Below are 13,493 nucleotides of genomic sequence, written 5' to 3'. Positions count from 1 at the left end.
TCATGTGGCGTCCGGCACCTTGCGCCAGCGCCGCCACAGCCACAGGCAGGGCCCGGACAGCGCGTACAGCACGCCGATCGCCAGCAGCGCCCGCGCCAGGTCGATCACCAGCACCGCCAGCACGATCGGCGCCAGCACCAGCATCAGGAACGGCACCCGGTCGGTGCGCGGGCCCTTCTCGCCGCTGCCCTTGAAGCTCCAGAAGCGGATGCGGCTGACCATCAGCAGCGCCGCGGTCACGGTCAGGCCCAGCGCCACGTAACGCAGCTGTTCGCCGTCCCAGCCCAGCGAGCCGTCGGCGAAGGACCAGACGAAGGCCATCATCAGCCCGGCCGCGGCCGGGCTGGCCAGGCCCACGAACCAGCGCTTGTCGACCGTGCCGACCTGGGTATTGAAGCGGGCCAGGCGCAGCGCGGCGCAGGCCGCGTACAGGAACGCCGCCGACCAGCCGACCCGGCCCAGCATGCTGCCGTCGAACTTCAGCGCCGACAGCGACCAGTGGTACATCACCAGCGCCGGCGCCATGCCGAAGCTGACCAGGTCGGCCAGCGAGTCGTACTGCACGCCGAATTCGCTGCTGGTGCCGGTCAGCCGCGCCACACGCCCGTCCAGCCCGTCCATCACCGCAGCCACGAACACCGCCACGCTGGCGTGCACGAACTGGCCGTTGGCGGCGGCGATGATGGCGTAGAAACCGGAGAACAGGCCGGCGGTGGTGAACAGGTTCGGCAGCAGGTAGATGGTGCGCGAACGGGGGGGCGGTCGGGATGAGTCCATCCCGTCAGTCTAATCGACTTGCCAGGCCCGTCGGCGGGTGCTGCAATCGGCGCTCCCGCCGCGCCCCTGGAGACCGCGATGCGCGCCCTGCCCCGGTTTTGCTGCCTGCCCCTGCTCGCCGTCAGCGGCATGCTCGGCGCCACCACCCTGTACCAATGGAAGGACGCGCAGGGCGTCACCCACTATGCCGAGACCCCGCCGCCCGGCGGCAAGTACCAGGTCCGCAAGGTCGACACCCGCGGCGACGCCCCGGCCGAGACGCCCGAGGCGGCCCCGGCCGAGAACGGCCAGTGCCTGACCGCGCGCAAGAACCTGGACATCCTCAACAAGCCCGGCAAGATCACCACCGACAGCGATGGCGACGGCAAGCCGGACGGGGAACTGGACGAATCCCAGCGCGGCGCGCAGAAGGCCCTGGCCGAGGCCGCGATCAAGGCCTACTGCTCGCCGGCGGCCGCACCCGCCAAGTAACCGAACGCGCGGCGCCGGCCGCGGGCAATGCCCGCAGCGCCGGCAATGACTGGCAAAATGGGCGACCCGCCGTCTGCGAAGCCCCTCGATGCGCCTTTCCCAGTTCCACCTGCACACCACCAAGGAAACCCCGGCCGACGCCGAACTGGTCAGCCACCAGCTGATGCTGCGCGCGGGCATGATCCGCAAGCTCGCCTCCGGCCTGTACACCTGGTCGCCGCTGGGCCTGCGCGTGCTGCGCAAGGTGGAAGCGGTGGTGCGCGAGGAAATGAACCGCGCCGGCGCGGTGGAAGTGCTGTTCCCGACCATCCAGCCGCGCGAGCTGTGGGATGCCACCGGGCGCTGGAGCAAGTTCGGCGGGCTGATGCTGCGCATGCAGGACCGCAAGGAGCAGGACTACTGCTACAGCCCGACCGCCGAAGAGGCCGCCGCCGATTTCGCGCGCCAGGAACTCAACAGCTACAAGCAGCTGCCGGTCAACTTCTACCAGATCCAGACCAAGTTCCGCGACGAGATCCGGCCGCGCTTCGGGGTGATGCGCGCGCGCGAGTTCCTGATGAAGGACGCCTACTCGTTCCACCTGAGCGATGAGGACCTGGCGCGCGAATACGAGAACATGAAGGCGGCCTACATCCGCATCTTCACCCGCCTGGGGCTGCAGTTCCGCGCGGTGCAGGCCGATTCCGGCGACATCGGCGGCGACGCCTCGCAGGAATTCCACGTGCTGGCCGAGTCCGGCGAGGATTCGCTGGCGTTCTCCACCGGCTCGGACTACGCGGCCAACGTCGAAGCCGCGGTCGCCGCGGCACCGGCGCCGCGCGCGGCGGCAAGCGAGGAGCTGCGCAAGGTCGCCACGCCCACCCAGAAGACCTGCGAGGCAGTGGCCGAGCTGCTCGGCATCCCGCTGCAGCGCACGGTCAAGTCGGTGGCGGTGATGGCCGGCGAGCGCTTCGTGCTGGCGCTGGTGCGCGGCGACCACACGGTCAACGAGATCAAGCTGGGCAAGGTCGCCGGCCTGGCCGGCTACCGCATGGCCAACGAGGCCGAGATCCTCGCGCACCTGGGCAGCGAGCCGGGCTTCCTCGGCCCGCTGGGTCCGCGCCAGCCGATCCGCGTGGTCGCCGACCGCGACGTCGCGGCGCTGGCCGACTTCGTGGTCGGGGCCAACGAACGCGGCTTCCACCTGGCCGGGGTCAACTGGGGCCGCGACCTGCCGGAACCGGACGCCGTGGCCGACCTGCGCAACGTGGTCGAGGGCGAACGCGCCCACGACGGTGGCGAGATCCGCCTGGCCCGCGGCATCGAGGTCGGCCATGTATTCCAGCTCGGCCGCCAGTACGCGCAGGCGCTGGATGCCACCGTGGTGGACGAGCACGGCAAGACCGTGACGCTGGCGATGGGCTGCTACGGCATCGGCATTTCCCGCATCGTCGCCGCGGCGATCGAGCAGAACCACGACGACGCCGGCATCCGCTGGCCGCAGCCGATGGCGCCGTGGACGGTGGCGGTGTGCGTGATCAATCCCAAGCGCGACCCGGCGGTCGACGCCGCCGGCGAGGCGTTGCTGGCGGAACTGCAGCAGGCCGGGCTCGATGCGGTGCTGGACGACCGCGGCCTGCGCCCCGGCGCGATGTTCGCGGATATCGAATTGATCGGCGTTCCGCACCGGGTGGTGGTCTCGGAACGGGGTTTGGCCGCCGGTACGTTCGAATATCGCGCGCGCAGCGGCGGCGATGCCGAACACCTGGACCGCGCCGCCTTGCTGGCGCGATTGCAGGGGTAATGTCTGGGGCCGGGAGATTATCCCGGCCCTTTTTCTTTACACGCTCATCACGCTCGCAAGCGAATTCTCCGGATATCGCTGCAATTGAATACATCCCGTATAAGCGGATCGGGAAATGGTGCAGCGGTATCCCGCTTGCAGATGCCTGCCGGGAATAAGCCGAATATTTGTCAAACCGATAACACATCATTATCATTCTTCGCTGGCCAGGGAATGGCGGACGGCCACCACCCATTTTCCGGAGTAAAGATGACCATCGATCTCAGCGGCCTGTCGGCCAAGCAATTGGGCGCGCTCATCAAGACCGCCAAGAAGCAGCAGTCCATCGTCGCCAAGCGCCCCCCCATCGCCAAGGTCCGCACCCAGCTGACCCGCCTGGCCAAGAGCCACGGCTACAGCATCGAGGAAGTCTTCGGTGGCGCCGCCCCCGCCGCACGCGGCCGCAAGGCCGGCAAGCCGGGTCCGAAGCCGGGCCGCAAACTGGGCAAGGTTCCGCCGAAATACCGCAATCCCGCCAATGCCGCCGAAACCTGGACCGGCCGCGGCAAGCAGCCGCGCTGGCTGGCCGATCTGGTCGCCAAGGGCAAGAAGGTCGACGATTTCCTGATCGCCGGCGGCGCTGCCAAATCCGCCGCGCCGGCCAAGAAAACCGCCAAGAAGGCGGTCAAGCGCGTGGCCAAGAAGGCCAGCAAGAGCGCCGCGCCGAAGGCCTGATCCGCCGCGGTGACCGCAGTGAAAAACGCCGGCGCATGCCGGCGTTTTTTATTACCGGATTCAAAGATTCTTGCGCGCCGGTACCAGCAGATTGCCGAACAGCAGGCCGGCGACCAGCGCCATCACGATATTGGTCACCGTCAGCAGTGCCGATTGCCCGACGAGCACGTCCTGCTGCTGCACCAGGGTCAACAGTCCGCGCAGACTGGCGCTGCCGGGCACCAGCATGATGATGCCCGGCAACCGGACCAGGGCCCCTGGCCGGTGCACGATGCGGCCGAACAGATTGCCGGCCGCGGTCAACACCATCGCCGACAGGAAGATGCCGACCGGGCTGCCCCAGGCGTCGCCGGCGAAGCGCGCGATCGCATAACCGGCTACCGATGCGGCCATCACGAACGGATAATCGCGGCCGCTGGCCTTGAACAGCAGCGCGAACGCATAGGCGGCGACCAGCAGCGAGGCCCATTCCACCCAGCCGTGCTGCGGCCGCGACGCCCGCACCATCGGCTCCAGGCCGAGCAGTTGCGCCAGGGTCACCGCGATCACCGCGCCGACGGTCAGCTTGAGGACGGTGGTGACCGCGCCGGCGAAGCGCGCCGTGCCCGAGACCCAGTGCTGGCTGGTCAGTTCGTTGACCGCATTGGTCAGCGCCATCCCCGGCAGCAGCACCACCAGCGAGGCGATGATCACCGTATTGAGATTGAGCGGCGCCACGAAACTGGCCACCAGGGTCGCGACGAAACCGGCCAGCAGCGCCGCCAGCGCGTCGTTGGCTTCCTTGGTCGCCGGGCGCTTGTCGGTGAGCTGGGTCAGCACGCCGATCAGCAGGCCGATCACCGTGGCGGTGGCGATGTCCAGCCACGGCAGGCGCCACAGCCCGGCCACGCCGGCCGCGGCCAGGCCGAAGCCGAGCACCTGCATCGCCACCCAGCGCCGCCCCGGCGGCTGGTCCAGCTGGCGCAGCGCGGTGTGGCCCTGGGCCACGCTCATGCGCCCACTGGCCACGTCGTCGGCGATGCGGTCGGCGACGCTGAGCTTGTGCAGGTCGTTGTCGCCCGGCGCCAGCCGCACCACGCGGGTGATGTCGCTGGAGCCGATCGCCTTGGTCGGGTCGCTGAAGCTGAGGATCAGCCCGGTCGGGTTGGACCAGGGTTCGCAATCCAGGTCCAGTTGCTGCGCCAGCGCCACCACCGCCGCCTCCAGCCGCTGCGCGGTGGTGCCATAGGTGTGCAGTCGCCCGGCGATGTCCGAGACGAAGGCGATGCGCTGCGCGTAGGTCGCGTTGGCGGAGGGACTGACGGTGGGAGCGGCGGGCATGTCGGCTAGTATGGCGCGAACGCCGCGCCCGGCCACCCCGTCGCGATCACCACATCTGCAACACGGGCGAAACAGGTATGCTCGCGCACCGGACGCCCCCATGATCGAACCGCAACCGCCCAAACTCAGCCAGGACGACCGAGACCCCTCGCGGGTGCGGCTGACCGGCAGTTGGACCCTGGCCACGGCCCTGGCCTCCTCGGAAGTGCTGCGCGGCATGCCGGCCGGCACCACCGGCATCGACGCCAGCGGCATCGGCCAGCTGGATTCGGCCGGGGTGCTGCAGCTGATGCGCTACGCCACCCGCAACGGCATCGCCCACGAGGCGCTGGATTTCCGCCAGGACCATCGCGCGCTGGTCTCGACCATCGAGGATGTTGCCGACGACCGCCCCAAGCGCAAGCGCGACTACGGTTTCGCCGCGGCGCTGGAACGCCTGGGCTACGCGGTGCACCGCAACGGCAAGGAAATCGTCGCCCTGGTCGGCTTCCTCGGCGAGACCCTGGTCAAGATGATGCGCCTGGTGCATGAGCCGCGGCGCTTTCGCCTGACCTCCACCGTGCACCACATGGAGCAGGTCGGCCTGGACGCGGTGCCGCTGGTGGCGCTGCTGTCGTATCTGGTCGGCGCGGTGATCGCCTTCCTCGGCTCGACCATCCTGCGCGACTTCGGCGCCGAGATCTATGTGGTGGAGCTGGTCAGCATCGCCTTCCTGCGCGAGTTCGCGGTGCTGCTCACCGCGATCGTGCTCGCCGGGCGCACCGCCAGTGCGTTCACCGCGCAGATCGGCGCGATGAAGGCACGCGAAGAGGTCGACGCGATCCAGACCCTGGGCCTGGACCCGATGGACCTGCTGGTGATCCCACGGCTGGTGGCGCTGATGCTGATGCTGCCGCTGCTGACCTTCGTGGCGATGATCGCCGGCCTGGCCGGCGGCGTCACCGTCGGCGCCTTCGACCTCGGCATCCCGCCGCAGATGTACCTGGCGCGCATGCACGACACCATCGATATCCGGCACATGCTGGTCGGGCTGTCCAAGGCCCCGATCTTCGCCATCGTGATCGGCCTGATCGGCTGCCTGGAAGGGCTGCGGGTGGAAGGCACCGCACAATCCGTCGGCGAGCGCACCACCTCCAGCGTGGTGCAGACGATCTCGCTGGTGATCATCATCGACGCGATCGCCGCGCTGTGGTTCATGAACATGGGGTGGTGATGGAGCCGGGATTGGAGAGTGGGTATTGGGGATTCGTTGAAGCCGGGCGCTACGCGCCTGGGCGGGAGCGGTTGCGTTGACCAATCCCGAATCCCAAATCCCGAATCCCGAATTGGCCATCTCCGTCCGCGGCCTGGTCAACCGCTTCGGCACCCAGACCGTGCACGAGGACCTGGACCTGGACGTGCGCCGCGGCGAGATCCTCGGCGTGGTCGGTGGCTCGGGCACCGGCAAGTCGGTGCTGATGCGCACCATCCTCGGCCTGCGCGACCCCGATGCCGGCAAGATCCAGGTGCTCGGCGTCGATACCGACTCCGGTCGCCGCGCCGATCGCCTGCACGTGGAGCGCAATACCGGCGTGCTGTTCCAGGACGGCGCGCTGTTTTCCTCGCTGACCGTCGGCGAGAACGTGCAGGTACCGCTGAAGGAGCATTTCGGCGAACTGCCCGACAGCTGGCATTACGAGCTGGCGCTGCTGAAGGTGAAGCTGGCCGGCCTGCCCGCGGATGCGCTGAACAAGCTGCCCTCGCAACTGTCCGGCGGCATGCGCAAGCGCGCCGGGCTGGCGCGTGCGTTGGCGCTGGACCCGCCGCTGCTGTTCCTGGACGAGCCCACCGCCGGCCTGGACCCGATCGGCGCGGCCGCCTTCGACCGGCTGATCCGTACCCTGCAGGAAGCCCTGGGGCTGACCGTGTTCCTCATCACCCACGACCTGGACACCTTGTACGCTATCTGCGACCGCGTGGCGGTGCTGGCCGACCGCAAGGTCATCGCCAACGCGCCGTTGGCCGAGATCGAGCAAGTGGACCACCCGTGGATCCAAGAGTATTTCCACGGCCCGCGCGCGCGCGCCGCGCGCGATGCCAAGACCGCCTGGACCGAGACCCCCTGAGCCCATGGAAACCAAAGCCAATTACGTGCTGATCGGCGCCTTCACCATCGTGGTGGGGATCGCGCTGCTGCTGTTCGGACTCTGGGCCGCCAAGTACTCCTCCGACCGCACCTGGCAGGAATACCGCGTGGTGTTCCGCGAGGCGGTGACCGGCCTGTCGGTCGGCAGCCCGGTGCAGTACAACGGCATCGCGGTGGGCTCGATCACCGAGCTGACCCTGGCGCCGAACGACCCGCGCCAGGTGGTGGCGCGGATCCGGGTCAACTCGACCACGCCGATCAAGAGCGATACCCGCGCCAAGCTGGGCATCACCAGCCTGACCGGCCCGTCGATCATCCAGCTCTCCGGCGGCACCCCGGAAGCGCCGTCGCTGACCTCGATCGACAACAGCGATGCGCCGATCATCCAGACCACGCCCTCGGCGCTGCAGAACATCACCGACACCGCCAACCGCATCGTCGAACGCCTGGACGAAGTGCTCAGCGACCGCAACGTCGCCAGCATCACCGCCACCCTGCACAACCTGGAGACCATCAGCGGCGGCCTGGCCGACCGCGACCAGGGCATGCAGTCGCTGATCGTCAGTGCGCGCGACGCCGCGCGCAACCTGGACACCACGCTCAAGACCACCAACGGCACCATCCAGCGCCTGGACCAGAATCTGGTGCAGCAGCTGCCGCCGATCCTGGACAAGCTGGAGGACACGCTGAGCAAGCTGGATTCTGCCGCGGGCAATGCCGACAAGATCCTTGGCGAGAACCGCTCGGCGATCAACAGCTTCGCCAACGACGGCCTCGGCCAGCTCGGCCCGACCCTGACCGAACTGCGCGGCCTGATCCGCGACCTGCGCCGGGTCAGCGACCGCCTGGACAACAACCCCGCGCGCTACCTGCTCGGCCGCGACGCCCCGAAGGAGTTCAAACCCAAATGAAGCCGATGCGCGCCTTCCTCCTGCTCGCCGTGCCGGCCCTGCTGCTGGCCGGCTGCTCGCTGCCCGGCGGCAACAAGGAGCCGGTGACGATCTACGCGCCGGACGTGCGGGTGACCGCCGACCCAACCTGGCCGCAGGTGAGCTGGCAACTGGCACTGACCAAGCCCAGCGCCGCGCGCGTGGTCGACAGTTCGCGCATCGCGGTGCGGCCGACGCCCGACGAACTGCAGGTGTACGGCGGCGTCAGCTGGGCGCAGCCGGCCACCGACATGCTCGAGGACATGCTGCTGCGCGGGTTCGAGGATTCCGGGCGCATCCCCGGCGTGGCCCGGCTCGGCACCGGCATTCGCGCCGACTACAAGCTGCTGCTGGACCTGCGCCGCTTCGAAGCGGACTACGCCGGGCGCGCGGTGCCGTCGGCCACCATCGAACTCAATGCCAAACTGCTGTACAGCGCCGACCAGCGCGTGGTCGCCTCGCGCACCTTCCTGGTGACCCAGCCGGCCGCCGGCACCGCCGAATCGCAGGTGGTCGACGCCTTCGGCCAGGCCATGTCGCAACTCGGCCACGATGTGGTCGGCTGGACCCTGCAGCAGGGCCAGGCCGACGCGGCCACGGCGATGGCGCCGAGCGTTCCGCCGCCGGCCAGCCCGAAGCCGCCGCGGCGCTGATAACTCCCCTCTCCCACCGGGAGAGGGGTCGGGGGTGAGGGTACGGCGGCTGCGGAGTCATCTCCCCAGAAACCTCCCTAGCGCCCGAACCCTCATCCGCCCCTTCGGGGCACCTTCTCCCGGTGGGAGAAGGGACAGCCCATCCGTGCCACCGCATGAGCGCTGTACTCCCCTCTCCCACCGGGAGAGGGGCTGGGGGTGAGGGTGCGGCGGCCAGGGAGTCTTCTTCCCCAGATGCCTCCCTAGCGCTCCCGACCCTCATCCGCCCCTTCGGGGCACCTTCTCCCGGAGGGAGAAGGGATCAGGGCAAGGAAGGCGCAATGCGGCGGAACGTCAGGTTGATCCGCTCGCCGACCGGCTTGGCGGTGCGCGGCAGGGCGTGCCGGTACAGGCGCTGGGTGTCGCCCGCCATCAGCAGCAATCCGCCGGAGCTCAGTTCCAACGCCTGGCGCAGCGCCGGCTGCTGGCGATGGCGCAACAGGAAGCGACGCGACGCCCCCAGGCTCAGCGAGGCGATCACCGGCGCCGGGCCGAGTTCGCGCTCGTCGTCGCTGTGCCAGCCCATGGCGTCGCGGCCGTCGCGGTAGCGGTTGGCGAGCACGCTGTTGAACGCCACCCCGGTCTCGGCCGCCAGCCGCGCACGCAGCGGCAGCAGCGCCGGCGGCCACGGATGCGGCGCGAAGCGGGTACCGGAATAGCGGTAGCTGGCGTCGGCATCGCCGATCCAGCAGCTCAGCCGCGGCGAATCGACCAGCTTGCCGAACAGGCGGATCCGGTGCACTTCCCACGGCACCTCGCGCAACAACTGCGCGCACAGCGCCGCCGCCGCGGTCGGGTCCAGCCACTCGGGATACCAGCGCAGATCGGCGCCGGGCAGGTCCAGTTCCATCGCGCCACGCTAGCACGCCCGCCCCCACCATACGCCGGCGTGCGGAATTTGCCCCTTCACGCGCAAACCCTGAAAATGCAGGCAGCCAGAACGAGCCAACGGGAGCGGAACAGATGACGGGAACCGAGGGCGGCGCCAACGCGCCGCAGCCAGTGGAGCGCGACGTCATGGAGTACGACGTCGTCACCGTCGGCGCGGGCCCGGCCGGGTTGGCGTTCGCAATCCGGCTCAAGCAGCTCAACCCCGACATCTCGGTCTGCGTGATCGAGAAGGCCAGCACCATCGGGGCGCACATCCTGTCCGGCGCGGTGATCGAACCGGCGCCGCTGGATGCGCTGCTGCCCGGCTGGCGCGACAACCCGCCGCCGATCTGCGTGCCGGCGGCCGAGGACGAGTTCTGGTACCTGAGCAAGGACGGCGGGCACAAGTTCCCGATGGTGCCGCCGGGCATGCGCAACCACGGCAATTTCATCGTCAGCCTCGGCGCCATGTGCGCCTGGCTCGCACCCCAGGCCGAGGCGCTGGGCGTGGAGATCTACCCCGGCTTCGCCGCCGCCGAGACCCTGCACGCCGAGGACGGCACGGTGCTGGGCGTGCGCATCGGCGACATGGGCGTGGCCAAGGACGGATCGCACAAGCCGGGCTACACCGCCGGCATCGACATCCGCGCCAAGGTCACGGTGCTGGCCGAAGGCGCGCGCGGACACCTGACCAAGCGCCTGATCGCGCGTTTCGCGCTCGACGCCGGCCACGATCCGCAGGCGTTCTCGATCGGCATCAAGGAGCTGTGGCAGTTGCCCGAGGGCCGCGTCAGCCCCGGCAAGATCGTGCACACCCTGGGTTGGCCGGCCGACAGCAAGACCTACGGCGGCAGCTTCCTGTACCACCTGGAGAACAACCAGGTGGCGCTGGGCTACGTCAGCGGCCTGGACTACCACGACCCCGAATACCGGCCGTGGGAAGCCTTCCAGCAGTGGAAGAACCACCCGATGATGAAGTCGCTGCTGGAAGGCGGCAGCATCCTCTCGGCCGGCGCGCGCGCCATCGCCAGCGGCGGCTGGCAGTCGCTGCCGAAGGTGGAGATGCCCGGCGCGCTGCTGATCGGCGACACCGCCGGCCTGCTCAACGTGCCCAAGATCAAGGGCACCCATCAGGCGATCCGCAGCGGCATGCTCGCCGCCGAACACCTCGCCGCCGGCGCCGCGCTCGACCCGGCCGGCTTCGACGCGCGCCTGCGCGGCTCGGAGGTGATGGCCGAGTTGCGCCAGGTACGCAACATCAAGCCCGGTTTCAAGAAGGGGCTGTGGTTCGGCCTGCTCAATGGCGCGTGGGAAACCCTGGTCAAGGGCGCCTCGCCGTGGACGCTCAAGGTCGGCGCCGACTGGAAGAGCCTGGACCGGCTGGGCGAGCACGAGCAGCCCAAGCGCGACTACGTGCAGCGCGAGCTGGCCCCGCGCGACCGCCTGCAGGGCGTGTACTTCGCCGCCACCGAGCACGACGAGGACCAGCCGGTGCACCTGCACGTGCTCGATCCGCAGATCTGCGTGACCCGCTGCACCGAGGAGTACGGCAACCCGTGCACGCGCTTCTGCCCGGCGGCGGTGTACGAGATCGTCGACGACGCGGCCGGCAAGCGCCTGCAGATCAACGCTGCCAATTGCGTGCATTGCAAGACCTGCGACATCAAGGATCCGTACGCGATCATCGACTGGGTGACGCCGGAAGGCGGCTCCGGGCCGAACTACCAGAACCTGTGAGCGCAGGCCTGCCCGCGCGCCTGAAGGCGGCGCTGTACCTCACGCTGCGCGCGGGCTTCCGCGTCCTGCCGCTGGCGCCGGCGCAGCGCGATCGCCTGCGCGCGCGCTTCCTGGAGCGCCATGCGGATCTGGTGCCGCCGCCGCCGCGCGGGCGCGCCACCGACGGGCATGGCGAACGCCGGCCGCGCGCGCGCGCCGACGAACGCGCGATCGGCCACGTGTCCTCGCAGGAAGCGCCATTGCCCACGCCACTGCCGGCGACCGTGGTGGCGTTCTACCTGCCGCAGTTCCATCCGATCCCGGAGAACGACGCCTGGTGGGGCACCGGCTTCACCGAATGGCGCAACGTCACCCGCGCGCTGCCGCAGTTCGAGGGACATGTGCAGCCGCGGCTGCCGGCGGACCTGGGGTTCTACGACCTGCGCAACCCGCAGAGCATGCGGCAGCAGGTGGCGCTGGCGAAGCAGTACGGCATCGGCGCGTTCTGCTTCTACTTCTACTGGTTCGGCGGCAAGACCCTGCTGGAGACGCCGCTGCGACAGTGGCTGGACGATCCCACGCTGGAGCTGCCGTTCTGCCTGTGCTGGGCCAACGAGCAATGGTCGCGGCGCTGGGACGGCCGCGGCGACGATGTGCTGATGGCGCAGGCGCACAGCGCGCAGGACGATCTGGACTTCATCGCGCACGTCGCCGACTACCTGCGCGACCCGCGCTGCCTGCGCGTGGATGGCCGACCGATGCTGCTGGTGTACCGCCCGCATCTGCTGCCGGATCCACAGGCCACCGCCACGCGCTGGCGCGACTGGTGCCGAGAACACGGCATCGGCGAATTGCACCTGGCCTACGTGCAGGGCTTCGAGCGGCCGGACCCGCGCGACATCGGTTTCGACGCGGCGGTCGAGTTCCCGCCGAACATGAGCAATCCCCGCTCGCTGGCCGCCGAGCAGCACCTGCTCAATCCCGACTACAGCGGCGCCGTGCTGGATTGGCGCGCCCTGGCCGCGGAGATCGCCGCGCGCCCGCTGCCCGACTATCTGCTGTATCCGGGCGTCAACCCGGGCTGGGACAACGAAGCGCGCCGTCCCGGCGCCGGCCGCGTCTATCTGCACGCCTCGCCGCGCGGCTACGAGGACTGGCTGCGCACCACCATCCATACCCGGCTGCAGGGTCGCCGCGCCGAGCAGCGCCTGGTGTTCGTCAACGCCTGGAACGAGTGGGCCGAAGGCGCCGTGCTGGAACCGGATGCGCGGCTGGGCCATGCCTATCTCGATGCAACCCGCCGCGCGCTGGCGCCACTGCCGGCGCGCGACGCGACGCCGCACGCGATCATCCACGCGTGGTATCCGGACGTGCTGCCGGAACTGCTGGCGCAACTGGCCGCGAGCGCCGTGCCGTGGCGTCTGCTGGTCACCACCTCGCCCGACCAGGCCGATGCGGTGCGCGCGCACCTGCGTGCGTGCGCGCTGCCGTCCGAGGTGATGGTGCTGGAGAACCGCGGCCGCGACATCCTGCCGTTCCTGCACGCCGCCGAGCGGCTGCTGCGCGATGGCGTGGACGTGGTGCTGAAACTGCATACCAAGCGCAGCACCCATCTGCACAACGGCGATGCCTGGCGCACCGAACTGCTGCAACGCCTGGCCAGCGCCGACCGTGCCGCGCGCGTGCTGCAGGCCTTCGCGCAGGAGCCTGCGCTCGGCCTGGTCGCGCCCGAAGGCCATCTGCTGCCGTTGGCCGAATTCTGGGGCGGCAACCGCGCGGCCGCCGACTACCTGCTGCGCCGGACCGGCCACAGCGACGCGCGCCTGGAGCAGGCGCAGTTCATCTCGGGCAGCATGTTCTGGGCACGCCTGGACGCGCTGCGGCCGCTGCTGGACAGCGGCCTGTGCCCGTCCGAATTCGAGGCCGAGCACGGGCAGCTCGACGCCACCCTGGCGCATGCGGTGGAACGGCTGGCGGCGCCGCTGGCCGAGCGCGCCGGCTACCGGGTGGCCACCGTGGCCGACCTGCTCGGCCAGCCACCGCCGGTATCCACCACCGACTACGCCTACGCGCAGCGCAGCGCCTGAGCGGCGCAG

Annotated in this window: 12 protein-coding genes; 9 read left to right on the top strand and 3 right to left on the bottom strand. The window is 69.7% G+C overall.

Annotated features, from left to right (window positions below):
• The gene (gene pssA, locus FHR66_RS01185; RefSeq protein ID WP_048491588.1) at positions 1–777 is read right to left on the bottom strand and encodes a CDP-diacylglycerol--serine O-phosphatidyltransferase; all 777 of its coding nucleotides are present in this window, start codon (positions 775–777) and stop codon (positions 1–3) included.
• Positions 778–855: 78 nt separating this feature from the next.
• Here pssA and FHR66_RS01180 point away from each other — a divergent pair, with 78 nt between their 5' ends.
• The 3 genes from FHR66_RS01180 to FHR66_RS01170 all read left to right on the top strand — a co-directional run bounded on the left by FHR66_RS01180 (position 856) and on the right by FHR66_RS01170 (position 3,745).
• The gene (locus tag FHR66_RS01180; protein WP_160968923.1) at positions 856–1,248 is read left to right on the top strand and encodes a DUF4124 domain-containing protein; all 393 of its coding nucleotides are present in this window, start codon (positions 856–858) and stop codon (positions 1,246–1,248) included.
• Positions 1,249–1,336: 88 nt separating this feature from the next.
• Positions 1,337–3,031 carry a proline--tRNA ligase gene (locus FHR66_RS01175; RefSeq protein ID WP_160968921.1) on the top strand — a complete coding sequence of 565 codons (1,695 nt, stop codon included), beginning with the start codon at positions 1,337–1,339 and terminating at the stop codon, positions 3,029–3,031.
• A gap of 249 nt (positions 3,032–3,280) precedes the next feature.
• Positions 3,281–3,745 (top strand): H-NS histone family protein, encoded by a 465-nt coding sequence (locus tag FHR66_RS01170; protein WP_160968919.1) that lies wholly within the window; start codon positions 3,281–3,283, stop codon positions 3,743–3,745.
• A 60-nt stretch (positions 3,746–3,805) separates the two neighbouring features.
• On the opposite strand, the gene FHR66_RS01165 is transcribed toward FHR66_RS01170, so the two are convergent.
• Positions 3,806–5,065 carry a threonine/serine exporter family protein gene (locus FHR66_RS01165; protein WP_160968917.1) on the bottom strand — a complete coding sequence of 420 codons (1,260 nt, stop codon included), beginning with the start codon at positions 5,063–5,065 and terminating at the stop codon, positions 3,806–3,808.
• A 100-nt stretch (positions 5,066–5,165) separates the two neighbouring features.
• Between FHR66_RS01165 and FHR66_RS01160 the strand changes: the two genes are divergently transcribed.
• The 4 genes from FHR66_RS01160 (at position 5,166) to FHR66_RS01145 (ending at position 8,772) form a co-directional block, all read left to right on the top strand.
• Positions 5,166–6,278, top strand: coding sequence for an ABC transporter permease (locus tag FHR66_RS01160; protein ID WP_160968915.1), 1,113 nt, complete (start codon positions 5,166–5,168; stop codon positions 6,276–6,278).
• 76 nt (positions 6,279–6,354) lie between these two features.
• On the top strand, positions 6,355–7,170 hold the full coding sequence (locus FHR66_RS01155; protein ID WP_160968913.1) for an ABC transporter ATP-binding protein: 816 nt from the start codon (positions 6,355–6,357) through the stop codon (positions 7,168–7,170).
• A gap of 4 nt (positions 7,171–7,174) precedes the next feature.
• Positions 7,175–8,101 (top strand): MlaD family protein, encoded by a 927-nt coding sequence (locus tag FHR66_RS01150; RefSeq protein ID WP_043093283.1) that lies wholly within the window; start codon positions 7,175–7,177, stop codon positions 8,099–8,101.
• Positions 8,098–8,772, top strand: a complete 675-nt coding sequence (locus FHR66_RS01145; RefSeq protein WP_160968911.1) for an ABC-type transport auxiliary lipoprotein family protein — start codon at positions 8,098–8,100, stop codon at positions 8,770–8,772. The genes FHR66_RS01150 and FHR66_RS01145 overlap by 4 nt, the downstream gene beginning before the upstream one ends.
• Positions 8,773–9,073: 301 nt before the next feature.
• Here FHR66_RS01145 and FHR66_RS01140 read toward each other — a convergent pair whose 3' ends face one another.
• Positions 9,074–9,661: an alpha-ketoglutarate-dependent dioxygenase AlkB family protein gene (locus FHR66_RS01140; RefSeq protein ID WP_160968909.1), complete on the bottom strand. Its 588-nt coding sequence runs from the start codon at positions 9,659–9,661 to the stop codon at positions 9,074–9,076.
• 113 nt (positions 9,662–9,774) lie between these two features.
• On the opposite strand from FHR66_RS01140, the gene FHR66_RS01135 reads away from it, so the two are divergent.
• Positions 9,775–11,418, top strand: a complete 1,644-nt coding sequence (locus tag FHR66_RS01135; protein WP_160968907.1) for an electron transfer flavoprotein-ubiquinone oxidoreductase — start codon at positions 9,775–9,777, stop codon at positions 11,416–11,418.
• Positions 11,415–13,484, top strand: a complete 2,070-nt coding sequence (locus FHR66_RS01130) for a glycoside hydrolase family 99-like domain-containing protein (RefSeq protein ID WP_160968905.1) — start codon at positions 11,415–11,417, stop codon at positions 13,482–13,484. Before FHR66_RS01135 ends, FHR66_RS01130 begins: the two co-directional genes overlap by 4 nt.
• Positions 13,485–13,493: the final 9 nt, after the last annotated feature.

It is taken from the genome of Xanthomonas sp. F4 (assembly GCF_011761895.1).
The sequence above is the reverse complement of the archived record's forward strand: the minus strand, read 5'-3'. Positions and strand labels throughout refer to the sequence as shown.

What these genes read in the sequence shown, in the direction of transcription:
- pssA (WP_048491588.1), bottom strand. Translation starts at nt 777, where the DNA reads ATGGACTCATCCCGACCGCCCCCCCGTTCGCGCACCATCTACCTGCTG.
- FHR66_RS01180 (WP_160968923.1), top strand. Translation starts at nt 856, where the DNA reads ATGCGCGCCCTGCCCCGGTTTTGCTGCCTGCCCCTGCTCGCCGTCAGC.
- FHR66_RS01175 (WP_160968921.1), top strand. Translation starts at nt 1,337, where the DNA reads ATGCGCCTTTCCCAGTTCCACCTGCACACCACCAAGGAAACCCCGGCC.
- FHR66_RS01170 (WP_160968919.1), top strand. Translation starts at nt 3,281, where the DNA reads ATGACCATCGATCTCAGCGGCCTGTCGGCCAAGCAATTGGGCGCGCTC.
- FHR66_RS01165 (WP_160968917.1), bottom strand. Translation starts at nt 5,065, where the DNA reads ATGCCCGCCGCTCCCACCGTCAGTCCCTCCGCCAACGCGACCTACGCG.
- FHR66_RS01160 (WP_160968915.1), top strand. Translation starts at nt 5,166, where the DNA reads ATGATCGAACCGCAACCGCCCAAACTCAGCCAGGACGACCGAGACCCC.
- FHR66_RS01150 (WP_043093283.1), top strand. Translation starts at nt 7,175, where the DNA reads ATGGAAACCAAAGCCAATTACGTGCTGATCGGCGCCTTCACCATCGTG.
- FHR66_RS01145 (WP_160968911.1), top strand. Translation starts at nt 8,098, where the DNA reads ATGAAGCCGATGCGCGCCTTCCTCCTGCTCGCCGTGCCGGCCCTGCTG.
- FHR66_RS01140 (WP_160968909.1), bottom strand. Translation starts at nt 9,661, where the DNA reads ATGGAACTGGACCTGCCCGGCGCCGATCTGCGCTGGTATCCCGAGTGG.
- FHR66_RS01135 (WP_160968907.1), top strand. Translation starts at nt 9,775, where the DNA reads ATGACGGGAACCGAGGGCGGCGCCAACGCGCCGCAGCCAGTGGAGCGC.